At 63.8% G+C, this 23,873-nt stretch carries 30 protein-coding genes and 1 pseudogene; 25 read left to right on the top strand and 6 right to left on the bottom strand.

The features are described from left to right. The first annotated feature begins 241 nt into the window (after positions 1–241). Positions 242–550 carry a hypothetical protein gene (locus tag QZ656_RS09275; RefSeq protein WP_291993108.1) on the top strand — a complete coding sequence of 103 codons (309 nt, stop codon included), beginning with the start codon at positions 242–244 and terminating at the stop codon, positions 548–550. A gap of 682 nt (positions 551–1,232) precedes the next feature. On the opposite strand, the gene QZ656_RS09280 is transcribed toward QZ656_RS09275, so the two are convergent. Next, positions 1,233–1,520 carry a hypothetical protein gene (locus tag QZ656_RS09280; protein WP_291993109.1) on the bottom strand — a complete coding sequence of 96 codons (288 nt, stop codon included), beginning with the start codon at positions 1,518–1,520 and terminating at the stop codon, positions 1,233–1,235. A 122-nt stretch (positions 1,521–1,642) separates the two neighbouring features. Here QZ656_RS09280 and QZ656_RS09285 point away from each other — a divergent pair, with 122 nt between their 5' ends. Continuing rightward, the gene (locus tag QZ656_RS09285) at positions 1,643–1,969 is read left to right on the top strand and encodes a DUF2325 domain-containing protein (RefSeq protein ID WP_291993110.1); all 327 of its coding nucleotides are present in this window, start codon (positions 1,643–1,645) and stop codon (positions 1,967–1,969) included. A gap of 434 nt (positions 1,970–2,403) precedes the next feature. Here the strand turns inward: QZ656_RS09285 and QZ656_RS09290 are convergent, their stop codons facing one another. After that, on the bottom strand, positions 2,404–2,760 hold the full coding sequence (locus QZ656_RS09290) for a DUF1513 domain-containing protein (RefSeq protein ID WP_366522139.1): 357 nt from the start codon (positions 2,758–2,760) through the stop codon (positions 2,404–2,406). Between the two features lie 68 nt (positions 2,761–2,828). Next, on the bottom strand, positions 2,829–3,638 hold the full coding sequence (locus tag QZ656_RS09295) for an inositol monophosphatase family protein (protein ID WP_291993111.1): 810 nt from the start codon (positions 3,636–3,638) through the stop codon (positions 2,829–2,831). Between the two features lie 67 nt (positions 3,639–3,705). Here QZ656_RS09295 and QZ656_RS09300 point away from each other — a divergent pair, with 67 nt between their 5' ends. From QZ656_RS09300 to QZ656_RS09355, 12 genes are all read left to right on the top strand, one after another. After that, positions 3,706–4,515, top strand: coding sequence for an RNA methyltransferase (locus QZ656_RS09300; protein WP_291993112.1), 810 nt, complete (start codon positions 3,706–3,708; stop codon positions 4,513–4,515). Between the two features lie 45 nt (positions 4,516–4,560). Continuing rightward, on the top strand, positions 4,561–5,313 hold the full coding sequence (gene cysE, locus QZ656_RS09305; protein WP_291993113.1) for a serine O-acetyltransferase: 753 nt from the start codon (positions 4,561–4,563) through the stop codon (positions 5,311–5,313). Positions 5,314–5,377: 64 nt separating this feature from the next. Continuing rightward, a complete protein-coding gene (gene iscR / locus QZ656_RS09310; RefSeq protein ID WP_291993114.1) occupies positions 5,378–5,869 on the top strand; it encodes a Fe-S cluster assembly transcriptional regulator IscR in 492 nt (163 codons plus the stop codon). Positions 5,870–5,925: 56 nt separating this feature from the next. Beyond that, positions 5,926–7,083, top strand: coding sequence for a cysteine desulfurase family protein (locus QZ656_RS09315; RefSeq protein ID WP_291993115.1), 1,158 nt, complete (start codon positions 5,926–5,928; stop codon positions 7,081–7,083). Between the two features lie 76 nt (positions 7,084–7,159). Further along, positions 7,160–8,371, top strand: a complete 1,212-nt coding sequence (locus QZ656_RS09320) for an IscS subfamily cysteine desulfurase (RefSeq protein ID WP_291993116.1) — start codon at positions 7,160–7,162, stop codon at positions 8,369–8,371. Between the two features lie 23 nt (positions 8,372–8,394). Beyond that, complete coding sequence (iscU, locus tag QZ656_RS09325) at positions 8,395–8,790, top strand: Fe-S cluster assembly scaffold IscU (RefSeq protein ID WP_291993117.1); 396 nt, start codon at positions 8,395–8,397, stop codon at positions 8,788–8,790. Positions 8,791–8,842: 52 nt separating this feature from the next. Continuing rightward, entirely contained in the window at positions 8,843–9,166 is a 324-nt protein-coding gene (gene iscA, locus QZ656_RS09330; protein WP_291993118.1) for an iron-sulfur cluster assembly protein IscA, read from the top strand. A gap of 87 nt (positions 9,167–9,253) precedes the next feature. Next, entirely contained in the window at positions 9,254–9,781 is a 528-nt protein-coding gene (gene hscB / locus QZ656_RS09335; protein WP_291993119.1) for a Fe-S protein assembly co-chaperone HscB, read from the top strand. 64 nt (positions 9,782–9,845) lie between these two features. Beyond that, positions 9,846–11,747 (top strand): Fe-S protein assembly chaperone HscA, encoded by a 1,902-nt coding sequence (hscA, locus tag QZ656_RS09340; protein ID WP_291993120.1) that lies wholly within the window; start codon positions 9,846–9,848, stop codon positions 11,745–11,747. After that, entirely contained in the window at positions 11,744–12,085 is a 342-nt protein-coding gene (gene fdx, locus QZ656_RS09345) for an ISC system 2Fe-2S type ferredoxin (protein WP_291993121.1), read from the top strand. Before hscA ends, fdx begins: the two co-directional genes overlap by 4 nt. Next, entirely contained in the window at positions 12,082–12,276 is a 195-nt protein-coding gene (gene iscX, locus QZ656_RS09350) for a Fe-S cluster assembly protein IscX (protein WP_291993122.1), read from the top strand. Before fdx ends, iscX begins: the two co-directional genes overlap by 4 nt. Beyond that, positions 12,273–12,662: a DUF2237 domain-containing protein gene (locus tag QZ656_RS09355; RefSeq protein ID WP_291993123.1), complete on the top strand. Its 390-nt coding sequence runs from the start codon at positions 12,273–12,275 to the stop codon at positions 12,660–12,662. Before iscX ends, QZ656_RS09355 begins: the two co-directional genes overlap by 4 nt. A gap of 225 nt (positions 12,663–12,887) precedes the next feature. Here the strand turns inward: QZ656_RS09355 and QZ656_RS09360 are convergent, their stop codons facing one another. Continuing rightward, positions 12,888–13,523, bottom strand: coding sequence for an SCO family protein (locus QZ656_RS09360; protein ID WP_291993124.1), 636 nt, complete (start codon positions 13,521–13,523; stop codon positions 12,888–12,890). Positions 13,524–13,538: 15 nt separating this feature from the next. Further along, the gene (locus tag QZ656_RS09365) at positions 13,539–14,000 is read right to left on the bottom strand and encodes a hypothetical protein (protein ID WP_291993125.1); all 462 of its coding nucleotides are present in this window, start codon (positions 13,998–14,000) and stop codon (positions 13,539–13,541) included. A 507-nt stretch (positions 14,001–14,507) separates the two neighbouring features. Here QZ656_RS09365 and QZ656_RS09370 point away from each other — a divergent pair. Continuing rightward, on the top strand, positions 14,508–14,717 hold the full coding sequence (locus tag QZ656_RS09370) for a hypothetical protein (protein WP_291993126.1): 210 nt from the start codon (positions 14,508–14,510) through the stop codon (positions 14,715–14,717). A gap of 186 nt (positions 14,718–14,903) precedes the next feature. Beyond that, the gene (locus tag QZ656_RS09375) at positions 14,904–15,245 is read left to right on the top strand and encodes a hypothetical protein (RefSeq protein ID WP_291993127.1); all 342 of its coding nucleotides are present in this window, start codon (positions 14,904–14,906) and stop codon (positions 15,243–15,245) included. On the opposite strand, the gene QZ656_RS09380 is transcribed toward QZ656_RS09375, so the two are convergent. After that, the gene (locus QZ656_RS09380) at positions 15,223–15,612 is read right to left on the bottom strand and encodes a hypothetical protein (RefSeq protein ID WP_291993128.1); all 390 of its coding nucleotides are present in this window, start codon (positions 15,610–15,612) and stop codon (positions 15,223–15,225) included. The two genes, QZ656_RS09375 and QZ656_RS09380, sit on opposite strands and share 23 nt — an antisense overlap. Here QZ656_RS09380 and QZ656_RS09385 point away from each other — a divergent pair. The 9 genes and pseudogenes from QZ656_RS09385 to QZ656_RS09425 all read left to right on the top strand — a co-directional run bounded on the left by QZ656_RS09385 (position 15,605) and on the right by QZ656_RS09425 (position 23,815). Beyond that, positions 15,605–15,901, top strand: a complete 297-nt coding sequence (locus tag QZ656_RS09385) for a hypothetical protein (protein WP_291993129.1) — start codon at positions 15,605–15,607, stop codon at positions 15,899–15,901. The two genes, QZ656_RS09380 and QZ656_RS09385, sit on opposite strands and share 8 nt — an antisense overlap. A gap of 13 nt (positions 15,902–15,914) precedes the next feature. Next, positions 15,915–16,388, top strand: coding sequence for a protein NosL (locus tag QZ656_RS09390; RefSeq protein ID WP_291993130.1), 474 nt, complete (start codon positions 15,915–15,917; stop codon positions 16,386–16,388). Between the two features lie 10 nt (positions 16,389–16,398). Beyond that, positions 16,399–16,548: pseudogene (locus QZ656_RS09395) on the top strand (ABC transporter permease); the annotation flags it as partial. A 232-nt stretch (positions 16,549–16,780) separates the two neighbouring features. Then, positions 16,781–17,944 (top strand): cytochrome D1 domain-containing protein, encoded by a 1,164-nt coding sequence (locus QZ656_RS09400; RefSeq protein ID WP_291993230.1) that lies wholly within the window; start codon positions 16,781–16,783, stop codon positions 17,942–17,944. A 5-nt stretch (positions 17,945–17,949) separates the two neighbouring features. Continuing rightward, positions 17,950–18,930 carry an AsnC family transcriptional regulator gene (locus QZ656_RS09405; RefSeq protein WP_291993131.1) on the top strand — a complete coding sequence of 327 codons (981 nt, stop codon included), beginning with the start codon at positions 17,950–17,952 and terminating at the stop codon, positions 18,928–18,930. Further along, positions 18,923–19,411, top strand: coding sequence for an AsnC family transcriptional regulator (locus QZ656_RS09410; protein ID WP_291993132.1), 489 nt, complete (start codon positions 18,923–18,925; stop codon positions 19,409–19,411). Before QZ656_RS09405 ends, QZ656_RS09410 begins: the two co-directional genes overlap by 8 nt. Next, positions 19,408–19,905 carry an Lrp/AsnC family transcriptional regulator gene (locus QZ656_RS09415; RefSeq protein ID WP_291993133.1) on the top strand — a complete coding sequence of 166 codons (498 nt, stop codon included), beginning with the start codon at positions 19,408–19,410 and terminating at the stop codon, positions 19,903–19,905. The genes QZ656_RS09410 and QZ656_RS09415 overlap by 4 nt, the downstream gene beginning before the upstream one ends. Before the next feature lie 227 nt (positions 19,906–20,132). Continuing rightward, entirely contained in the window at positions 20,133–22,136 is a 2,004-nt protein-coding gene (locus QZ656_RS09420) for an O-antigen ligase family protein (RefSeq protein ID WP_291993134.1), read from the top strand. A 296-nt stretch (positions 22,137–22,432) separates the two neighbouring features. Further along, the gene (locus QZ656_RS09425) at positions 22,433–23,815 is read left to right on the top strand and encodes a TIGR03013 family XrtA/PEP-CTERM system glycosyltransferase (RefSeq protein ID WP_291993135.1); all 1,383 of its coding nucleotides are present in this window, start codon (positions 22,433–22,435) and stop codon (positions 23,813–23,815) included. The last annotated feature ends 58 nt before the right edge of the window (positions 23,816–23,873 follow it).

Genomic DNA, 23,873 nt, shown 5'->3' on the forward strand with positions numbered 1-23,873 from the left:
CGACAACCTGAAAGCGAACTGTCGGCGACCGGGGAAAAGCTTTTGGCGATAAAAGGCGAAGCTTATGGCCGTTATTGCGAATGATTCCCATTGCGAACAAGGCCAGCTGTGTCTATGATGAGAAGCAATTAAACAACCGGAGCGAGTTTATGGACGGGCTGCTTGTCAATACTTTCCTGGCCGGCCTCCTGGTCTGGTTGTTCATGGTCGGTATTCTCCCTTGAAACGCGCTGGAGTTGTCATGCCGTCCACCGAGTTCTGGGCCGGCGCGCTGAGCCACCTTCTGATCCACGCGGAAACCGGATGCCCGCATTCCGCTCTCAATGCCGCGCGCCTGCTCGAATGCCAGGACGACATGGCGGCGATTGATGGCGATACGCGAAACCTCTGCGAACGCGCAAGTATCTGGCTGGGCGCTGCTCGCGAGGTGCCGAATGTTTGCCCTGTTTCGGATCGGCGCAGTTCTGGAAAGGGCAAGGTCACGACGCAACTGTTCTTGTATCAGGAGAAAACCGACTGCACCAACGAGCGCGCCGTGGACAGCTGTTGACCGTCTCCTGGCCTCCAACATTGCCAGCCTGCTCTGGTCTGGCCTGGCGCACAGCCGGCCAGCAACGGGGCTCTCGCCGAGGAAAGCAAACATGCCCGATAGCCTCTTCCACCTTGCCGGAGAAGCGTTTGACACCGCCGCGCAACTTCCCCAACGGGCTCTTGCCAAGCCACCGCACGCGCCACCCCCGGCTGTCGAGGGAATGACCCTGCCGCGAGGGTCACGACGGCGGAAGCTATGGGAGCTATCGCCGAAGTTCCATTGCCCGTTGATCGGCGTTTGTTTCGAGGTCGATGAGCTGCGCGCGCTCGTCTCCCGAGTGATGAGTGTTGCACGCGAGACGACTGATTTCGTCTTGCACACGACGACCGTCGGTGAATGCGAAACACGAACGCAATTGTCGTCCTTGTTGCACAAACAACTGGAAAAGCGTTTTCAAGCGCAGGTCCGTAAGCTGTCCTGCTCCAGGGGTGCACAAGAACTGCATGCGCTGTGGCGAGAATTCTGCGCTACCGGCACTGATATCCCCGGCGCGCTTTGGGCCAGTTGGACGCACCCATCGTGTGACAGCACGCTGGAACAGCAGATATTTCGCGATATTCACATGATTCAGCACCAGGTTGGCAGCAGCACCCGTGCCGATCTGTCCAGGCTCCAGCTGCTCGGAACAGAGAACGCCGCGCTACGCCGGCAACTCCTGGAAGCTCGCTCCGAAACGGAAACGCAACGCGCGGAGAAATCCCGCGAACTGCATCTGCTCGGCGAGCAGATTGCCAGGCTGCGTGCCGACCTGGGTGGCAAAGATGGTCTGGTGGCGGTACTGACAGGCCAGCTCGACACTCTGCGCCAGAGTTTGCCAGATCTCAAGGACCGTCAGATGCTCGCGCGCCGTGCCAGGGACGCCGATGCGCGATCTGCGGCGCTGCGGGCCAAGGCAGTCGAGTTGGAGGGTGAAGTCGAAAGACTCCACAGGCTCGCCTGCCATGCCGAGTCGACCATCGAGTACCTGCTTGCGGTTGGCGAAGGCGGCGCCGACCAGCAGGATGCCGTGGCGAACCGGAGGCAGCCGACGCTCTCCGGGTTGCGCATCCTGTGCGTTGGTGGCCGCTCAGGCTCGATCGAGGCCTACGCAAGGTCGTCGAGCAGCGCGGCGGCAATTTCCTTCATCACGACGGGGGGCTCGAGGAGAGCCTGCACCGCATCGACGCTGCCCTTGCCGCCGCCGACCTCGTCGTCTGCCAGGCTGGCTGTATCAGCCACAACGCCTATTGGCGGGTGAAGGAACAATGCAAGCGTACGGGCAAGCAATGCGTCTTCCTCAAGAGCCCTGGTGTCGCCAGTTTTGGTCGCGTCGTCGGCGCCGTTTGCGCGCGGGAACGAGAAACGGCCGTCGACGCGACGGCGGCTAGTCCCGAGTAGAAGTCGTCGCTGGCTCGGCTGATTCGACAAGCGAGCGGCCATGCGCTTCTGGCGACGCCACTGGGAGACTGCTGTCGCGGCGCACCGCAGCAGGACGGCAGCCACTCCTGCGCCTCAGGCTTGACCGGAGAGGACATGCCAGTGATTGTCGAACCGCCAGCTACCTGATGCGCCAGAGCTGACCCTTGACCGGGCACCGCCTTCCTGCGATGCCTGGGTGCTCACCCGGTCTGCGCCTGCGGCCCAGACCTGGCCCTTGTCCAGTGCCAGCGGGCAGACATCGGGCTACCGCTGCAGCCCCAGGAACGCTCCGCTGACATCGAACCAAGCGGTGCCGCCGGATCGTCGTGCTCGGCCTGCAGGGCAATGCCGACCTGTGCCGAGACCCTGTCCCATGCCAGATGACAGATACTCGGGCGGGCATCGGCCAGGCGCTATTGCCCGAGGAGTTGCCCGTCCTTGCTGTCCAGCGCGACCAGCGACGAGTCCATGTCGGCGACGACTTTCTTGCCGCGACCGCTCTCGGCCTGTGTGGGGATGCCACCGTTGGCGACCAGCAGTGCGCCGGCGGGGATGCCCATCAGCGCTTGCGGCAGCACCAGCATCTGGTGCGGGTCCAGGCCGTGCGAGCGCCATTCGTCGAGCTTGCTCATGCTCTGTACGTCGCGCAGGCCGATCAGGCCCTGGCCACTGCCCTGAGTCGCTCGGACGACCTCCAGATGTCGGTGGCGAGCTTGTCGGGCTTGGCTTTGTGCAGAGTGAGAGACATCCGGGTGCCTTTCCTCTCGCAGGGCTTGCGATCGCCTGCCCGATTCCTCAGTTGCTCGCCGTTGCTTCTAACTGCGGTCGGGCTGTGGGCTCAGGCCTCCAGCCCCGGCGTCCGGTGGCTGTCGATCACCTGCAGCAGTTGCGCGAAGATTTTCGGCGTGCCGGCGACCAGGTTGCCCGATTGCAGGTAGGTCTCGTTGCCGGCGAGGTCGCTGACCAGGCCACCCGCTTCCGAGATCAGCAGCGCGCCGCCGGCCATATCCCAGGGCGACAGGCCAAATTCCCAGAATCCGTCGAAGCGCCCACAGGCGACGTACGCCAGGTCGAGCGCCGCAGCCCCCGGGCGGCGCATGCCGGCGGTCTTCTGTGCCAGCTCCTTGAAGATTCGCAGGTAGGCGTCGATATGGTCATACACGCGATAGGGGAAGCCGGTGCCGATCAGGGCGCTCTCCAGTTTCAGGCACTTGCTGACGCGGATGCGCCTTTCGTTGAGGAAGGCGCCGCCGCCCTTGCTGGCGGTGAACATCTCGTTTCGGACAGGATCGTAGACTACCGACTGTGTGACTTGCCCGCGGTGTGCGAGGGCAATCGAAATCGCGTATTGCGGGAAGCCGTGGATGAAGTTCGTCGTGCCGTCGAGCGGGTCGATGATCCACTGGTACTCGCTGCCGCCGTCCTGACCGGCGGTCTGTCCCGACTCTTCTGCTAAAATGCCGTAGTCGGGATAAGCCTCGCGCAGGATGTCGATGATCGCCGCCTCGGCGGCCTTGTCCACTTCGGTGACGAAATCGCTCTGGCGCTTGGTAGTGATCTGCAGATGCTCCAGATCCAGCGAGGCACGGTTGATGATCTGGCTGGCGCGACGCGCCGCCTTGATGATGATGTTGAGAGCTGGATGCATGGCCTTGAATAACGCGACGGGCGACTGATGTCGCCCGCTTGCTGTGGTGGGGGACCCCGATTCTAATATGAACACGCCTGCCGGGTCGCATTCTTCCGCAGCGCCGCTCGATCGCATTCGCGTCGTCTTGTCACGTCCCAGCCATCCCGGCAATATCGGTGCGGCCGCGCGGGCGATGAAGACCATGGGTTTGTCGCGTCTGGTGCTGGTCAATCCGAAGTGTTTTCCAGACCCGCAGGCGGTGGCCCGGGCTGCCGACGCTGACGACATTCTCGCGCAGGCGCTGGTGTGTGGCAGTCTCGACGAGGCGCTGGCCGGGGCGATCCATGTCTACGCACTGTCGGCGCGGCACCGCAACCTCGGGCCGTCCGCTCTGCCGGCGCGCGCAGCGGCGACCGAAATTGTCGCCCACGCCGGCGAGGCTGAAGTCGCCCTGCTGTTCGGCAACGAGACGGCGGGACTGTCGAACGCCGAAGTGCAGCGTTGTCAGCGAACGGTCTTCATCCCGGCCAATCCCGACTACAGCTCGCTGAATCTCGCTTCGGCGGTGCAGCTGCTGTGTTACGAACTGCGCCTGGCGGCCTTCGACGGTCAGCCGCCGGTGGTCACCCGGGCAGTTGCCTTTGCCTCGCCGCTGGCGCCGCATCAGGACGTCGAACGCTTCTACCAGCACCTCGAACGGGTGATGGTCAGCAGCGGTTTCCTCGATCCGCAGCGGCCGCGGCGACTGTTGGCCAAGCTGCGGCGGCTGTTCGGGCGTGCCGAACTGGAGGGCGACGAGATCAACATTCTGCGCGGACTGCTCGACGCGGTTGAGCGGAAGCTAGCGCGTCAGGGCGCGATCACCGAACGTGCGGAAAATAGTGGACCAAAATAGTTGGGTATTGTAGGATCCAGGGCATCGCCCAAGGACTTTTTTCCCATGTTCAGCCGTCTGCGCGAAGACATCCAATCGGTATTTGACCGAGACCCCGCCGCCCGCAACACCTGGGAGGTGCTGACCTGTTATCCGGGCGTGCACGCCATCGTCCTGCATCGCCTCGGGAATTGGTTGTGGACGCATCGCTGTCCCTGGTTGGGTCGTCTGGTCTCGCACCTGGCACGTTTTTTCACCGGTATTGAAATCCATCCGGGGGCGACTGTCGGCCGTCGGATGTTCATCGATCACGGCATGGGCGTGGTGATCGGCGAGACGGCGGTGATCGGCGACGACGTGACGCTTTACCACGGCGTGACGCTGGGCGGTACATCGTGGAACAAGGGCAAGCGCCACCCGACGCTTGAGCGCGGCGTGGTGATCGGCGCTGGCGCCAAGGTGCTGGGGCCGATTACCGTCGGTGCTGCGGCCAAGGTCGGCTCAAACGCGGTGGTTGTCAAGGACGTCCCGGCCGGCGCGACGGCAGTCGGCAACCCAGCCCGGATCATCGATAGCGAGCAGGCGCGAAAACGCGAGCAGATGGCCGGCCAGTTGGGCTTTTCGGCGTACGCGTTGGCGGGCGATCAGGATGACCCGCTGGCCAAGGCAATTCATGGCTTGCTTGACCATGCGGTTGACGCCGACCGGCGCTTTGACTTGCTGCTCAAGAAGCTCGAAGACGCTGGCGTGCATGTCAATGGCGACCTGGTGACGGCTGATCGGTTCGACCCTCAATACCTGAGTAAAATAGTTGACTAATCGGCGAGTCGTCGATATAGTCAATATCGCAGTAATCTAATCAACTATTCATGGTGGAGGTAGCATGCGACTGACGACCAAAGGGCGTTTCGCGGTGACGGCGATGATCGACCTGGCCTTGCGGTGCGCCGACGGCCCGGTGTCTCTGGCTGGTATCAGCGATCGCCAGAAGATCTCCCTGTCGTATCTGGAACAATTGTTCGGCAAGCTGCGCCGCTACCGGCTGGTCGATAGCGTGCGCGGTCCGGGCGGAGGTTACTGTCTGGCGCGCCCGACCAGCGAGATGACCGTCGCCGACATCATCCGCGCCGTCGATGAGCCGCTCGATGCGACGCAGTGCGGCGGTCGCGAGAACTGCCATGACGACGAGCGCTGCATGACCCATGACCTGTGGTCAACCTTGAACGTCAAGATGTTCGACTATCTGAGCTCGGTGACCTTGGCCCAGCTGGTAGATCAGCAGCTCAGCAGGCGCGGTGTCGACGTTTCCGTTTTGCACGACGCGCGCCGTAGCGGCGCGCGGCCGCGCGCCAAAGTGGTCGCTTTTGGCCGCTGAGTGTCTTTGCGCCTTGATCTTTGCTCAACGTCTGACTGTCTGGTCGTCCACTTACGATGTTTGCGCCCGTCTATTTCGACCACAACGCGACGACCCCTGCCGATCCGGCGGTGGTCGACGCGATGCTGCCTTATCTGTCGCTGCAGTGCGGCAACGCCTCGAGCCGGCATGAGTACGGTCGGGCGGCGCGGCGAGCGATCGATGAGGCGCGCAGCAAGGTCGCCGCGGCGCTTGGCGCACATGCCAGCGAAGTGGTGTTTACCAGCGGCGGTTCGGAAGCCAACAACCTTCTGCTCAAAGGCGCTGCCGGCTGTCTGAAGCCCGGTCTGCTGGCCGTCAGCGCGATCGAACACCCCTGCGTGCTCCGGCCCGCCGAGCAATTGCGCAAACGTGGCTGGACGCTGCACAAACTGACGGTCGATGCCGACGGCCGCGTAGACGCGGCGAATTTTCAGGCGGTGATGGCTGCGCAGCCACGCATCGTGTCGGTGATGCTCGCCAATAACGAGACCGGCGTGATCCAGGACGTCGAGGCGTTGGCTGCCCTGGCGAGAGCGGCGGGTGCGTGTTTCCATACCGATGCGGTGCAGGCGGTGGGCAAGATCGCTGTCGATTTCAGGCGTCTCAACGCTGCTGGCGTGCAAGCTCTGAGCTTGTCGGCGCACAAGATCGGCGGCCCCAAGGGCGCTGCGGCTCTGGTCCTCGATAAACGGCTCGATATCGAGCCGCTGATTGCCGGTGGCGGCCACGAACGCGGCCTGCGTTCGGGTACCGAGAACGTCGCGGCGATCGTCGGCTTTGGCGTCGCGTGTGAATTGGCTGTCGCTCGCCTGGCGACGACGGCTGCTCGCCTGCTGGCCTTGCGCGGGCGGCTCGAGCGCGGTCTTCAGGGCCTTGGCGCGACGCTCTTCGGGCAGGCCGTTGAGCGCTTGCCGAACACCGTCTATTTCGCTTTTCCGGAACTTGACGGTGAAACACTCGTCGGACAGCTTGACCGTGCCGGCTACGCTGTGGCCAGTGGCGCTGCTTGTTCGAGTGCCAACCCGGAGCCCTCACATGTGCTGCAGGCGATGGGCGTGGCGCCCGAGCTGGCACGCGCTGCGGTGCGGATCAGTCTCGGCGGCAGCAATACGGTCGACGAGGTCGACGCTTTTCTGGCGACGCTGCAGGCCACCGTGCGCCGACTGCAGCAACTGACCGCGATGGCCGTCTGAGCGATCAGCCGCGCGGCGATCGACACGACGCAACAGGGTATCAACCGTACAACATGGTTCAAGTGGAGCAAGAGCAATGCTGAAACTACCGATCTATCTCGATTATTCGGCGACGACACCGGTGGACCCGCGCGTCGCCGACAAGATGATCCCCTATTTGGTCGAGAAATTCGGCAATCCGGCTTCTCGTTCGCATGCCTTTGGCTGGGAAACGGAGACGGCCGTCGAAGAAGCGCGTGCGGAAGTGGCCAAGCTGGTCAACGCCGACCCGAAGGAGATTGTTTGGACCTCGGGCGCCACCGAGTCGAACAACCTGGCGCTCAAGGGCGCGGCTAATTTCTACGCCGGCAAGGGCAAACATCTGGTGACCGTCAAGACCGAGCACAAGGCCGTGCTTGATACCTGCCGCGAACTCGAACGCCTGGGCTTCGAGGTCACCTACCTCGATGTCAAGGAAGATGGCCTGCTCGACCTTGAAGTCTTCAAGGCGGCACTGCGTCCGGACACCATCGTGGTGTCGGTGATGCTGGTCAACAACGAGATCGGCGTCATCCAGCCGATCGCCGAGATCGGCGAGATCTGCCGCGCCAAGGGAATCGTCTTGCACGTCGATGCGGCGCAGGCAACCGGCAAGGTGGCGATCGACCTGACGGCGCTGAAAGTCGACCTGATGAGTTTTTCGGCGCACAAGACCTACGGGCCGAAGGGCGTCGGCGCGCTCTACGTGCGTCGCAAGCCGCGCATCCGCCTGGCCGCGCAGATGCACGGCGGTGGCCACGAGCGCGGCTTTCGTTCGGGAACGCTGGCGACGCACCAGATCGTCGGCATGGGCGAGGCTTTCCGCCTGGCTCGCCTCGAAATGGGCGCCGAGAACGAGCGTGTCCGCATGCTCCGTGACCGCCTGTTGAAGGGGCTGTCGGACATCGAACACGTTTATGTGAATGGCGACATGGAACAGCGCGTTCCGCACAACCTGAACATCAGTTTCGCCTACGTCGAGGGTGAATCGCTGCTGATGGCGATCAAGGATCTGGCGGTTTCGTCGGGATCGGCATGCACTTCGGCGTCGCTCGAACCCTCGTATGTCCTGCGCGCGCTCGGTCGCGAGGACGAGCTGGCGCACAGCTCGATCCGCTTCACGCTCGGTCGCTTCACGACCGAGGAAGAGGTCGATTATGCGATCCGCCTGTTGCACGACAAGATCGGCCGTCTGCGCGAGCTTTCGCCGCTCTGGGAAATGGTTCAGGAAGGCGTCGACCTGAGCACGGTGCAGTGGGCCGCTCATTGATAATGGTTTGAAGGAGAAGACAAATGGCATACAGCGTGAAGGTTCTGGATCACTATGAAAACCCGCGTAATGTGGGTTCCTTTGGCAACGAAGAGGAGGGCGTGGCGACCGGTATGGTTGGTGCTCCCGCGTGTGGCGACGTGATGAAACTGCAGATCAAGGTCGGCAAGGGGGGCGTCATCGAAGACGCCAAGTTCAAGACCTACGGTTGTGGTTCGGCGATCGCCTCGTCGTCGCTGGTCACCGAGTGGGTCAAGGGCAAGACCGTCGAGCAGGCGCTGGACATCAAGAACACGCAGATCGCCGAAGAGCTGGCTTTGCCGCCGGTCAAGATTCATTGCTCGATTCTTGCCGAGGATGCGATCAAGGCGGCGGTCGCCGATTACAAGAAAAAACACGCCGAGCAGGCCGTCCCCTGAGATGGCCAAAGTCCGATCAACGGTAGCAGACGCAAAACAGCAGGAGGTTTTCATGGCAGTGACGCTTTCTGAACGAGCAGCTCGCCACGTCGCCAATTACATGGTCAAGCGCGGCAAGGGAATTGGCTTGCGCCTTGCGGTACGCACCAGCGGCTGCTCGGGAATGGCCTACAAGCTCGAATTTGCCGACACCGCGCAGCCCGACGATATCGAGTTCGAATCGCACGGCGTCAGGGTCTTGATCGACCCGAAGAGCATGCCTTACCTCGATGGCACCGAGCTCGACTACGCCCGCGAGGGGCTCAACGAGGGCTTCAAGTTCAACAACCCGAACGTCAAGGACGCCTGCGGTTGCGGCGAGAGTTTCAACGTCTGACCTTGCAACGCGCAGTCCTGGAAGCCGCGACGAGCGTGCCCAGGCGGCGCCTTTCCGCGTCGCCCGACGCTCGCGCTGGATCACCGAATGGATTTCAACTCCGATCATTTCTCGCTTTTCGAGCTGCCGCCAACTTTCCGGATGGACGCGGCGCTGCTCGACGGCCGCTATCTGGAAATGCAGTCGCGCGTCCATCCGGACCGCTTCGCCAGCGCCGGCAAAGCCGACCGGCGCTTGTCGCTGCAGTGGGCGACACGCGTCAATGAAGCGTATCAGACACTTAAGAAGCCGCTGTCGCGGGCGAGCTACCTGCTGCATCTGGCGGACCACGACCTGGGCAGCGAGAACAACGCGGCGATGCCCGCCGACTTTCTCGTCGAACAGATGGAGTGGCGCGAGGCAGTCGCCGAAGCGCGCACCGCTGGCGAGCACCATGAACTCGAGCACCTGCACCACCGCTTGCAACGTGAGATCGGCGAGCGCTACGACGAACTTGCGGTGCTGCTCGACGATCGGCGCGATCTCGAACAGGCCGCCGATCGTCTGCGGCGGCTGATGTTCATCGAGAAGCTGCTGATCGAAATCGACGACGCGATGGTCGCCTGCGAGGAGTAGCCGCAGAGGCCGCCCTGGTAACCGTAACGCGTTCACTCACCAAAAGTACGTCTCAGGACTCTCAATGGCCTTATTACAGATAGTCGAACCCGGCGAGTCAGCCGCGCCACACGAACACCGGCTGGCGGTTGGTATCGATCTCGGAACGACCAACTCGCTGGTGGCGACGGTGCGCAGTGGCCTGGCCGTGGTGCTGCGCGACGAACTCGGCCGACCGCTGCTGCCGTCGGTGGTCCGCTACCTGGCCGACGGCAGCAGCGAAGTCGGCTACGAGGCGCAGGCCGGGCAGGCGCTCGACCCACGCAATACCATCGGCTCGGTGAAACGCTTCATGGGGCGCGGTATCGCCGACATTGCTGGCCGCGAGGCTATGCCCTACGTTTTCGACGACGCCCCGGGGATGCTGCGCATCGACACCGCCGGCGGGCTGAAAAGTCCGGTCGAGGTATCGGCGGACATCCTGCGGACGCTGCGTTTGCGCGCCGAGGCGTCGCTGGGCGGCGCGCTGCTGGGCGCGGTGATTACCGTTCCCGCGTACTTTGACGAGGCGCAGCGGCAGGCCACCAAGGATGCCGCAAAACTCGCTGGATTGCCCGTCCTGCGGCTGCTCAACGAGCCGACCGCGGCGGCGATTGCCTACGGACTCGACAACTCCGCCGAGGGCATCTACGCGGTCTATGACCTCGGTGGCGGCACCTTCGATATCTCGATCCTCAAGCTGTCGCGGGGAATCTTCGAGGTGCTGGCGACCGGTGGTGACTCGGCGCTCGGTGGCGACGACTTCGACCACCGCATCTTCTGCTGGATTCTCGAGGCTGCCAAGCTGCGGCCGCTGTCCGTCGAGGACGCCAGCGTGCTGCTGGCGCGCGCCAGGGAAGCCAAGGAGTACCTGACCTGCCACGGTGTCGCGCCGATCAGCGGGAGGCTGAACAGCGGTGAGGTCGTCGACCTGCAGCTGAGCACCGAGATCTTCGCCGAGATCACGCAGACGCTGGTCGCCAAGACCATGCAGCCGGTCAAGAAAGCGCTCCGCGATGCCGGCTTGTCGGTCAGCGACGTCAAGGGCGTGGTGATGGTCGGCGGCTCGACGCGCATGCCACAGGTGCAGCGCGCGGTCGGCAAGTTCTTCCGCCAGGACCCCTTGAACAATCTCGACCCCGACAAGGTCGTCGCCCTCGGTGCGGCGACGCAGGCCAACCTGCTGGCCGGCAATCGCGCTGCCGGCGACGACTGGCTGCTACTCGACGTGATCCCGCTGTCGCTGGGACTCGAAACGATGGGCGGTCTGGTCGAGAAGATCATCCCGCGCAATTCGACGATCCCGACGGCGCGCGCGCAGGAATTCACCACCTTCCGCGACGGTCAGACGGCGTTGGCCATTCAGGTTGTTCAGGGTGAGCGCGAACTGGTCAGCGACTGCCGTTCGCTGGCGCGTTTTGAACTGCGCGGAATTCCGCCGCTGGTCGCCGGCGCGGCGCGCATTCGGGTGTCTTTCCAGGTCGACGCCGACGGTCTGCTGGCGGTCAGCGCGCGCGAACAGACGTCTGGCGTCGAAGCCAGTATCGTCGTCAAGCCGTCGTACGGATTATCCGACGACGAGATCGCGACGATGCTCAAGGACTCGCTGGCGCACGTCAAGGACGACGCGCTGCAGCGTGCCTTGAAGGAGTCGCAGGTTGACGCGCGGCGTTTGCTCGAAGCGGTGCGGGCGGCGCTTGCCGCCGACGCCGACCTGCTCGCGGCCGACGAGCGCGCGCGGGTCGACAGCGACATCGCCCGACTCGAGAGCGCCGCGCTGGCTGACAATCGCCGGCAAATCATGTTGGCGATGGACGATCTCGAGGCCGATACCAAGGATTTCGCCGCACGGCGGATGGACAAGTCGATCAGGCGGGCTTTTGCCGGTCGCCATATCAACGAACTCGAAGGCGATTCGGTGGCTGCGAAAACGGGGGAAGTGGCATGACCCAGATCATCGTCCTGCCGCACCTCGAACTGTGTCCAGACGGCAGCGTCTTCGACGCCCGGCCAGGCGAGTCGCTGTGCCAGAATCTGCTCGAGAACGGCATCGCCATCGAGCACGCCTGCGAGATGTCCTGCGCCTGTACGACTTGCCATGTCGTCGTTCGTGAAGGCTTCGACTCGCTCGATCCATCCGATGAACTCGAGGACGATCTGCTCGACAAGGCCTGGGGTCTCGAGCCGAACTCGCGCCTGTCGTGCCAGGTGATGGTCACCGCGACGCCATTAACGATCGAGCTTCCGCGCTACTCGATCAACATGACCAAGGAAGGCAAGCGATGAAATGGACCGACATCAACGATCTCGCGGTCGAACTCGCCGAGGCGCATCCCGAAGTAGACCCACTGACGATCAACTTCGTTGACCTGATGAACTGGGTCATGGCCTTGCCGGGTTTCGCCGACGACAGCCGGCACTGCGGCGAGAAGATTCTCGAGGCGATCCAGCAAGCCTGGATCGACGAGCTGGCATGAAACCCGACGACACGGGTGGCCAGCAGCGCAACGTCCTCGGCGGCCTGCTTGGTTCGTGCAGCGAAAAGCCGATGACCGGTTTCTTCCGCGACGGCTGCTGCAACACCAGCGACGAGGATTTCGGCAGTCATACCGTGTGCATCGTGGCCACCGGCGAATTCCTCGAATTCTCGCGGGCACGCGGCAACGACCTGTCGACGCCGCGGCCGGAGTTCGGCTTTGCCGGCCTGCAAGTCGGCGACCGCTGGTGCCTGTGCGCCGAACGCTGGCGCGAAGCACTGCTCGCCGGCAAGGCGCCGCGGGTAGTCCTCAACGCCACCAACGAAGCGGCGCTGCTGATCGCCAGCCTCGACGACCTCAAGCGTCACGCCATCGATTTGAACTGAAGCAGTCGCGGCAGCGGCGTCACGGGCTGCTCGCTCGGTGCTTCATGCCAGCGTGCTCGGCCATCGCTTCGACCGACATCGCCGTCTGCGGCTTTCTGAGCGGAGCACCGGTGCTCCGCGTGCAATCCTTGAAGTGCCGCGTCAGCGCTACGCACTCGCCTGCGTGCGGCGGCCAGTGCGACGAGCGCGGCTAGAAGACTGACGGTGTTCTCCTGTCATTGCCGATCATGCGGGATCGCGTCGCGCCAGCTGCTGACGTATGGCAGCAAGGATTTCCGACGCCGGCGTGGCGTACGGCAGGCGCGTCGCCAATCGTCCGCGGGAGTCGACCACGTAGGTTTCAGTCGAGTGGTCGATGGTGTATTGGCCTTCGGCGTTGGCCGGCTGTTTTCGATAGCTGACGCCGTACTGCTTGGCGAGCGTTGCGATTTCCTCCGGCGTACCGCTCAGGCCGACGATCGCCGGGTGGAAAAAGGGCGCGTATTCTCGCAGAACGGCGGTGCTGTCGCGTTCGGGGTCGAGTGAGATGAAGATCGCCCGCACGCGCTTTGCCTCGGCCTCTGTCAATCCGGAAAGCGCTTGCGCGACCAGCGCCAGCGACGTTGGGCAGACGTCGGGGCACGAGGTGTAGCCAAAGTAGATCAAGACCACCTGCCCGCGATAGTCGGCGAGCGCGACCGGCCCTTGCGGTCCCTGCAGCGTGAAGTCTCCCGCCGCCGGGCTGCTTGCCGGCGGCAAGCGGCTGTGCGACTGAATGGCGGTAACAGCCCGCGGCGGCAGCGGTTCCCAGAACGCGACGACGAAGACCAGCGCAGCGCTCAGAACAACCAGCAAGGCCATCGGTGCCCAGCGTGTTTTCATCGCTGCCGCTTCGTCTCAGTGACCGATCAGGAAGCGGAACGGCACGGCGACCAGCGCCTTGCCGGTATCGACGAGTAGCGTGGCGTGCCATTCCATGCGGCCGGTGATGCATACCGGCAGGCTGGCCTGCCCAGAAAAGCGGCCGTCAGGAAGTTTTTCCAGTGCCGGTCGGTTATAACCCATTTTCATTTCCGTGCCCGTGAAATCGACTTCGAGCTTGCGCACCTCACCGCCCCTGATCGACGCCCGCAGCTGCAGTGCCTGCAGCGCCGGGATCGGCCGTGGTTCGATAGAGAACTCGATTTGCATGCCGTCGGGCAGCGTCGCCACACAGGCCTGCTCGCTGAGCTGGCAGCTCGACAGCGGCAGCGTGACGTCGGTCTGCGGGTTGAACAGTGGCGCCAGCTTGTAGGCGATGACGCCGAGGATGGCGAGCGCCAGCAGGATGGCAGTGTCGAGCAGCAGGTTCTTGGTCATCGAGCGGGCGGCGGTGTGATCGGTGTTGGCAGTGGGGCGGTGACAGTGGGGCCGGCGCTGTTGTGCAGGCCCGGCTTGGCGAAAATTGATGCACCTCGAATTATCGTGCAGCGCTTGTACGCACAATGTGCGGCATATTGCCGCAGTGGCGTCATGGCGTGGGGCAATGGAGAGGGCACCGCTAGCCGCCAATTGATCACGGGGAGAGGGGTGATGGAGTTTCGAACGAAGCAGGTCGCGTCGATGCGGCTAGCCGGATTCGGCGTTGCCGCTGCCGGTAGCGTCCATGCTGCCGAGTCTCTGCAGGACGTGATGAAGCGCAGGTGGCTGTCGCAACAGACTTGCTGGCGGCATCAAAGACCTATGTCTCGACTGGCAAACGCGACAAACTCGTCGCCTCTTCGTCCGGCGGTCAGTCTGGACAGGTCTGCGATTTCTCGAGCGCCGCCATGCAGTGCATTCGCGCTGGCCGACACCAGGCCGTCGTTCCTGGAGATCTGTGCCGGGATGCTGCTGGCGCAGCCGCCGCTCCTCAAGGCCAAGGAAGACGACCCCGAACGACCGTTCAATCTCGCGGAGCGCGCCGGTCTGGCGTACCCCGAGGTGTGCCTCGCGGTTCGGGGCAAGGGCTGCATCTGCCAGGCGCGTGGTCACCTGCCCTACGCGGCGGTCGATCGCTGGCAGCTGCTGCCGGCGCGTGATCATCCCTACGAGTGAGTGCGACCTCTGTGAGCTCTGCGTCAGCGAGTGTCCGATCAAGGACGCGATCCGCATGGGAGAGTGGATCGCCGCCGACGGTAGCAAGTAGTACCGACCGCAGCTTGTCGAACAGTGCGGCGAGATAGTCTACCCGGTCGAGCCGGTGGCGATCGTCGTCGATCAGCGCCAGCCCTGGAGAGTGTGATGAGTCTTCTGGGTCGTTTTTGCCTTGTTGGAGGTGTGGTCAGTGGCTATGGCCTTTTCGAGACCATTTCGTCGGCCGGTATCGTGTCAAGGGCGCTGATCGACGGACCCTCGTTGGCGCTCGGCTGGCTCCTGCTGCTGGTCTTCGAAGTCGTCTACTCGCGCCGCGCCTGCTGCCGCTACGTCAGCCCGATTGGCTTGACCTATGGTATCGTGGGCGCCGTTTCGTCGGTGCGCGCCCAGTACCGCCTGGACAAGTGCTTTCACGAAGGTAACTGCCGCACGGCCTGCCTGGTGGCGTACGCTCTCGACGTGCTGATCAAGGGCGGGGCCGCCGCTTGACCACCCCGGTCGGACCCAACTGCACGCGTTGCCGGCTGCCTGGCGACGTTTGCCCGAGCGGCACGCTGGTCTTGGACGCAAGGGCTTGAGCAAGCTGCGCTGAAGGGTGCGAATGATCCGCTGCGAAAACGTCGCCAAGGACTACAGGATGATCGCTGTACTCGACGGCGTCGAACTCCACGTCGAGCCGCGACCCTTCAACTGCCTGTCCGGGGGGACGAAGCAGAAGCTGCTGAGCACCATCGCCCCTGGCCGTCATCCACAGGTGCTGGTGATGGACAAGCCGGCCGCCAATCTTGATCGCCGAGGTGCCGCACATCTTCTTTGCGCGGCTCGCCGAGCGACTCGAGAACGCGACGATGATCATCGCCAGCCACCGTTTCGACGACGGCCTGGTGCTGGTCAACCGGGTGCTCGAAATGGGCAGCGGCAGAATTGTTCTCGACGATCGGGTTGCCGAAGACCAGAAGATTTCGGCGCTGTTCCAGGTGCCCCTGACGCTGGCGCGCGCCGACGCGGCAATGGCCTCGAGTGGCACGGTAGGTACGGTGTCTGGGCCGGACCGCCTGCGCTTCATGGGCATGGTGTCGCGCTACGTCGGTCTGCTGTCACGGATCGAGATGAAGGAAGTCGACCCGGCGGTCACCTTGCAGTGAGGTACGGATAGCAATGAAACGACGACGTTTTCTTGAGGTTCTTCCGGCGGCGACGATCGGACCCTGTTTGCGGCCGCTGCTCGGCGTCGGTGCGGCTTGGTCTGTGGTCGGCTGCAGCGGTGAGCCAAGCAGCGGTCCGGCCCAGGTCAAGTGGGATCGCGACGCCGACCCACGCTGCGGGATGATCATCAGCGACAAACGTTTCGCCGCGCAGATTCGCGATCCCGAGGGCCGGGCGTGGAAGTTCGACGATATCGGCTGTGCGATGTTCTGGCTGTCGCAAAGGCCGTTCAATGAGGAAACAGCGAACACCGAGTACTGGGTCGCCGATTACCGCATGGGCGGCTGGATCGACGCCCGCCAGGCACACTATCTGCCAGGCAAGAAGAGCCCTATGGGCTACGATTTTGCGGCGCTCGCCCGTCCAGAACCCGAGAGCGTGTCGTATCAGGAGATGAAACAGCGCATCCTGGCACGCGGCAAGTGAACCGGGCGTAATGAATTTCCTGCTCCCGACCGCCCGCCTGGACATCGTCGAGTCGCTGCGTGCGCGCCGGTTCATGCTCTACAGCCTGCTTTTCGGCGGTATCGTCGCCTTGCTCTTCGCTTTCGGCCTGACCGAGTCGCGCGAGTTCGGCATCGGCATGCTGACTTCGACGCTGGCGCGTAGCACCGCTGTTGTGCAGGGTGCCGCCTTCATTGTCTGGCTGGGCATGCTGCTCTATCCTCTGGCCACGGCCTGCTTGGGGCGGCTAACCGAGCGGCCTGGCACGCGGCTGTTGAATGCTGGAATAATGGCAGGTGTAGGGGCGTGCCGAACGCACGGCAGGTACCGTTTTCGTTAATGCGCCAATGGCGCCCGTTTGAGTGATGAGCATGATGAGAAGACTTTTCGCCCTGTTGTCGATAGTGCTCGTTGCCGGCTGTGCCGCACCGCCGCTGCGTGGCACCGGCGACCTCGGGCTGGTGATCGAACGCGCCAGCGGCCACGTCAGCCTGGTCGACACCAGCCACGGCGTACCGTACGCACGTATCGCAGGACTGGGCGACCTCTCGCACGCCTCGGTCGTCTACTCGCGCGACGGGCGCTACGCTTACGTCTTCGGCCGCGATGGCGGCCTGACCAAGGTCGATCTGCTCGAGGCACGGATCGTCAAGCGCGTCCTGCAGTCGGGCAATGCCATCGGCGGCTCGATTTCACAGGATGGCCACATCGTCGTCGCCCAGAACTACAAACCAGGCGGCATCAAGGCCTTCGACTCCGAAACGCTGGAGCTGCTCTCCGAAGTGCCCGCCGAGTACGCGCCGGGAAGTTTTTCCAAAGTTGTCGGCCTGACCGATCTTCCCGGCAACCGCTTCGCCTATGCACTCTTCGATGGTGGCGAGATCTGGGTCAGCGACTTTTCCGATCCCCGCCATCCGAGCACGCAGCGCTACCCGGCCGGTGTGCAGCCTTATGACGGGTTGGTGACCCCCGACGGGCGCTATTATCTCGCCGGACTGTTCGGAGAGGATGGCGTGGTCCTGCTCGATACCTGGCAGCCGGAGAAGGGAACACGGCGAATTCTTGACAACTACGGGCGCGGCGAAGAGAAGCTGCCGGTGTTCAAGATGCCGCACCTGCGCGGTTGGTCGATGGCGCAGGGCAAGGCCTACCTGCCGGCGGTCGGGCGGCACGAGGTGCTGGTCGTTTCCGGCAGCAGCTGGCAGGAAGTCGGTCGCATCGAGGTCAAGGGGCAGCCGGTGTTCGTCATGGCGCAGCCCGATGGCCGGCAGGTGTGGGTCAATTTCGCCTTTCCCGACAATGGCTGGGTACAGGTGATCGACACGCTGAGCGGCAAGGTGGTGCGCAGCTTCGAGCCGGGCAAGGCGATCCTGCACATGGAGTTTACGCCGCGCGGCGAACACGTCTGGCTTTCCGCCCGCGACGACAACAAGGTGGTGATCTACGATACCGCGACCTTCAGCAAGATTGGCGAGTTCGCCGCACAGGCGCCGAGCGGCATCTTCTTCACCAGCCGCGCGCAGCGGACCGGATTTTGAGCGAAATGAGCGAACAGGCGCTCGACTTCCGCCTGCTCAACGACTTCCAGAGAGACTTCCCGATCTGTCCGGCGCCTTTTGCCGAACTGGCGGCGCGGCTTGGTGTCGCCGAGAGCGCCGTTTTACGGCTGCTCGAGGCGTTGCGTCGGCAGGGCAAGATTGCCCGCGTCGGCGCCGTTTTCGCACCCAAGCGCATCGGCGCCAGCACGCTGGCGGCGATGGCCGTGCCGCCCGAGCGCTTGGCGGCGGTAGCCGAGACGGTCAATCGCTTTCCCGAGGTCAACCACAACTACGAGCGTGAGCACCGCTACAACCTCTGGTTCGTTGTTACCGCCGGTTCGGAAGGGCGCCTGCTGGCCGCCCTGGGAGCCATCGAACTGGCCACCGGTCATCCGTTGCTGCGCCTGCCCTTGCTGCAGGAATACCACATCGACCTCGGCTTTTCGCTCGACGACCCAACGCACAAGTCACCGCCAACCAGCGCTCGCCGGCAGGCTTTTGTGCCACCGCGACCGCTCGACGAGTTCGAGCGGCGCCTGGTGATGGCCTTGCAGGAAGGCCTGCCGCTGTTCATCAGACCGTTCTCGGTGCTCGCCAGCCGTGTCGGCTGCGACGAGAGCGAAGTTCTCGAACGCATCCGCCGTTGGTGCGCCGAGGGCATCATCAAGCGCTTCGGGGTGGTCGTCAGGCACCACGAACTCGGCTATACGGCCAACGCCATGCTGGTGCACGACATCCCCGACGACGCCGTTGGCGAGGTCGGCGAGGCGCTTGCCCGCGAGCCCGCCGTCACCTTGTGTTATCAGCGCCCGCGCGTGCCGCCGGAATGGCGCTACAACCTGTTCTGCATGATCCATGGTCGGCTCCGCGGCGAGGTCGAGGAACGCATCGCTGAACTGCGGGTCCGCTTGCGGCTTGGCGATTACGCGCACGACGTCCTTTTTTCGCTGACGCGTTTCAAGCAGGGCGGCGCACGTTATGCGTGAGCGTGCCGCCAGCGCCAGCATCGACGCCATCGATCGGGCGATCATCGATGGCCTGCAGGGTGGCTTTCCGATCTGCGAGAGGCCCTACGCGGCCGTCGCCGCACAACTCGGGATTGCCGAGAACGAACTCATCGAACGTCTGCAGGCGATGCTCGAGGCGCGCGTGCTGACGCGCTTTGGCCCGATGTTCCAGGTCGAGCGTATGGGCGGCGCTTTCGTCCTCGCCGCGATGCGCGTTCCCGAAGCCGATTGGCAGAGAGTGCTCGAGGTGGTCAATTCCTTCCCGCAGGTGGCGCATAACTACCGCCGCGAGAGCGACCGTAACTGCGATTTCAACATGTGGTTCGTGCTCGCCACCGAGACCGCCGACGGCATCGCTGCCGCGGTTCGCGCAATCGAGGATGCCAGCGGTCTGGCGGTCTTTGCCTTCCCCAAGCTGCAGGAATACTTCGTCGAAATGAAGCTGGCGGTGCGGCCATGAACGGCGCGCCCGCCGGCTCGGCGGATGCCATCGATCGCCGCCTCATCGTCGCCACACAGAGTGGTTTGCCGCTGGTCAGTCGCCCGTATCACCTCCTCGCCGAACAACTCGGGATATTGCCCGACGAGGTCATGGAACGTTTGGCGCGGATGCTCGCCTGCGGCGTTATCCGGCGCATCGGCGCCGTACCCAACCACTATGCGATCGGCTACACCGCCAACGGCATGAGCGTTTGGGACGTCCCCGACGAGCGCATCGACGACCTTGGTGCGCGCGTCGGTGCGCTGGCTTTTGTCACCCACTGTTACCACCGGCCGCGCCGGCTGCCGCAGTGGCCGTACAACCTGTTTGCCATGGTGCATGGCGCTTCGCGCGCCGAGGTGCAGGCCAAGGTCGCTGAAATCGCCGCCTTGCTGGGGCCCGACTGCCGATCGAACGACGTCCTTTTCTCGACCGCCATACTCAAGAAGACGGGTCTGCGGATCGGCGTCTGAAGCGCTTGCCGAGACCATCCGGAAGCGTCGCCGCAGTCCAGCGTGTCGTCGTGGCCGCGTCTCCCGAGAGGCGTGCCGCCGAGCAGCGCGCCCTTGAATCCAGTCGCTGCGCCAGCATTTGGGCAGCCGTTGATCCGTGAAGTCGTTCTGCTGGCCATGAATCCATCGAAGATCGTCGTCTGCGCGCATTGCCGTGGCCTCGGACGCCTTGTTCGCGGCGCCCGCCGGTGAACTGGCTGCACGCCGCCGTGGCGGCCTTTGCCGGCGTCCTCGGCAGCTTCATTGCCTGGCATCATCCGCTGTCGCCGCTTTTGCTGTGCGGCGCTTTTCTGGCGTGGTCGGCGGCCGTCTGGCTGCGTCCGGCGATCTGGCCGTTCGTTGTCCCCGCTTTGCTGCCGCTTGCCGGGCTGGCGCCGTGGACCGGCTGGATCGGTGTCGAGGAGTTCGATCTGCTGCTTCTCGGCGCGGTGACGGGGTGCCACGGCCGTATGGCGGCCACGCTGCACAGGCAGCGGCCGGATCGTCAGCCGGCGGCATCGCGGCAGCAAAGGTGGTTTGCGCTGGCCGAAATCGGCCTCGCTCTGCTGGCCGGGTCATGGCTGCTGGCGTTGGTACGCGGTCTGGTCGATGCGGTGAGTGTCGGTGGTGGCGCTGGAGAGTTCGCGCTGGGCTGGTTCGCGGCTTACGAAGAACCCCTGAACAGCCTGCGCGTCGGCAAGAGCTTGCCCTTGATGCTGCTGCTCTTGCCATCCTTGCGCCGCCCGCTGCGTAGCGCGCCGGAGCTGCTGACGCACCGGCTCGCCGCCGGCATCGCCAGCGGACTGGCGATCGCCTCGCTGGCGATTCTCCAGGAGCGAGCCGCTTATCCGGGATTGTTCGATTTTTCGACCGCCTATCGGACGACGGCGCTGTTCTGGGAAATGCACGTCGGTGGCGCCGCGCTCGACGGTTTTCTCGCCCTGACGGTGCCGTTTGTGGTTTATGCGCTGCGGCGCGCGCCGGACCCGTGGCGCTGGGCGCTGGCCGCTGCGTTGGCCTTGATCGCCGCCTACGCGTGTCTGACCAGTTTCTCGCGCGGCGTCTATCTGGCTGTCGCGATTGCTCTGAGCGTCCTGGCGTGTCGCTTTTTCCTGGCCGCCGTGGGCGGCCCGCGCACGGCTTGCACGGCCAGTCCGCGGCGATCCCAGCCGTGGCGGCTGTGGGGTGGCCGAGCGCTGGTGGTGCTACTGATCATCGAGGTCGTCGCGGTGCTTGGGCTTGGCGATTTCATGGGCCGGCGTCTGTCGGGTGGCGTGCGCGATCTGGGCGGACGCCTGCAGCACTGGTCAGAGGGGCTGCAGCTGCTGCGCGCGCCGTCGGAGATCGTCTTCGGCAGGGGGCTGGGGCGCTTTCCTGCCAACTACTCGCAGGCGGTTCCCGAACGCGAGCTGGCAGGTCATCTGCGCGTCATCGACGAAGACGGCCGGGATCAGCGACGCTATCTGCGTCTGTTCGGCCCGCATCACAGTGCCTACCTGCGCGGCGCTTTTGATCTCCTGCAGCGCGTCCCGGCGATGGCCGGCGGCGTCTACACGGTGCACATCGAGCTGCGCGCCGCGCAGTCGGCGCGGCTGCTCGTCGAGCTCTGCCCGCGGCATCTGCTGTATGCGATGCCTTGCAGCCGTGTGGTGGTGCTGCCGATCAAGGGCGACGAGCAATGGCAAGGCTGGTCGCTGGCGCTCACGGCCGCTGGCGGATCGACGGACTGGTGGCCGCCGCCGGGACCGGGATTCCTGACCATACGCCTGCTCGGGCCGGCCGCTTTCGTCGATATCGACAAGCTTAGCGTGGTCGGCTCGGATGGCCGCGAATGGCTGCGCAACGGATCATTTTCGGACGGCTTGCGGCATTGGTTCTTTGCCGGTCACGATTACTTCGTGCCCTGGCATATCGATAACCTGTTTCTCGAGATGCTGATCGATCAGGGAGCGGTCGGGCTGGTGCTGTTGCTGGCGCTGCTGGCGCTGGCTTTTGCCAATCTGCTGTACGGTCCGGGCCGCACGCAGGTACTGGCGCCGTATCTGCTGGCGTCCTTGCTGGCTGGCCTGGCGGTCGGCGTATTTTCGAGCCTGCTGGACATGCCGCGGACTGCTTTCCTGTTCTTCTTGCTGCTATGCTCTGCCCTGTTCCTCGACGGGACTTCGTCTGAAGCCCTTCCCGGAACGTCTGTCGGTCCTCAGGAAAGGGCCTGACACGATCTGCGCAGAGTACAATAGTGGCATAATTCGCGCCAATTAAAAGACAATAACATGTTTTATCATCGGCTTATGGAAATTTCTGGATGCGATTCCTTTGTTCTGCCGTGGGATGGGGTTGCCGCTCGCGCAGCGTACTACTCGCTCCCTGTGCATTTGATCACGGTGTTCATTACCGTGCGCTGATAGCCTTCGTTTCATGAGATTCGCTGACTTTTCCTGGCCTCCAGGAGCTCTCGGCGAATCGGTCATCAACGAAAAGTGTTCAGCTTCGCGCTTGCAGGGGGTCTATCGTGATCAAGGTGTTCAATCATTGGTTTTATCGGACAACCATTGCCCGGGTCGCGATCGATCTGATGTTCCCGGTTCTCTGTGTGATCCTTGCCGCGATCTGGATCGGCCGTGGAGGCCATCTGGCGCTCGAGAAAGCGGCTTTCTACGCGGTGATTTTCGCGCTGGCGACGATCGTCTTCAGCGCCTGGCTGGGTATCTATCAACGCGTTCACAGCCGCACTCGGGCCGAGACCCGGGCACGCGCCGTGTTGGCCCTGTACCTGGCGATTCCGCTCGCTTATGTCGTCTTCGCGCTGCTGTCGGTCGCCGAGGTGGATCGGGATTTCATGTTGCTGTCCGGCCTGGCGGCGCTTTTTGCGACGCTGGTTCACCGTGTCCATTCGGCGCACAGCCGTACCGGTCAGTTGCTCAGCCATCGGGTGCTGGTCTTTGGTGCCGGCGAGGAGGCGGAAAACGTCGGGCGCGTGCTGCGCAAGTCGGATCCGGATATCCACATCGTCGGCTTTTATCCCAGCCCGACCGACGGCGAGATCGTCGTCCCGGCGCAGGTCGTCCTGCCGAGTGATCGCTCGCTGTCGGACACCGCGCATGCTCTGAAAGTCGATGAGATCATCGTCGCCGTCCGCGAACGCCGCGGTGGTGCGCTGCCCCTGCGCGAACTCCTGGACTGCAAGCTGTCCGGCGTCAAGGTTCTCGACCTGGCCAGCTATTTCGAACGTGCTCTTGGCCAGATTCGTATCGATTCACTACGCGTCAGCTGGCTGATTTTTGGCGATGGCTTCCGGCAGAGCTGGCGGCGGACAAGCGTCAAGCGGCTGTTCGATATCCTTGCCGCATCGGTCCTGTTGCTTCTGGCGCTGCCAGTGATGCTGATTACCGCAATCCTGATTGTTATCGAGGATGGTTTTCCGGTCTTCTACCGGCAGGAGCGCGTTGGCCTCGACGGTCGCTTGTTCAATGTCATCAAGTTTCGCAGCATGCGTAACGACGCCGAAAGCGACGGCCGCCCACGCTGGGCAACGGCTAACGACGATCGCGTGACGCGCGTCGGAAGAATCCTCCGCAAACTGCGTATCGACGAGTTGCCGCAGTTGTATAGCGTCCTGACCGGCGATATGAGCCTGGTCGGACCGCGGCCGGAGCGCCCGTATTTTGTCGATCACCTGACGCGTGACGTGCCCTTCTACGCCGTGCGCCACAGCGTCAAACCGGGTGTGACCGGTTGGGCGCAGGTCAGTTATCACTACGGTTCGTCGGTCGACGATTCGATCCAGAAGCTGCAGTACGATCTGTACTATGTCAAGAACCATAGCCTGTTCCTGGATATCGTGATCCTCTTCCAGACGGTCGGTGTCGTATTGACGGGAAAAGGCGCCCAGTGACGCTGTCGCGGTAGCGTGCGGGGCGTTGGCTGGTGTCGATTATCAGAGGAGCGTAGAT

Source organism: Candidatus Accumulibacter sp. ACC003 (genome assembly GCF_907163085.1).
Taxonomy (GTDB): Bacteria; Pseudomonadota; Gammaproteobacteria; order Burkholderiales; family Rhodocyclaceae; genus Accumulibacter.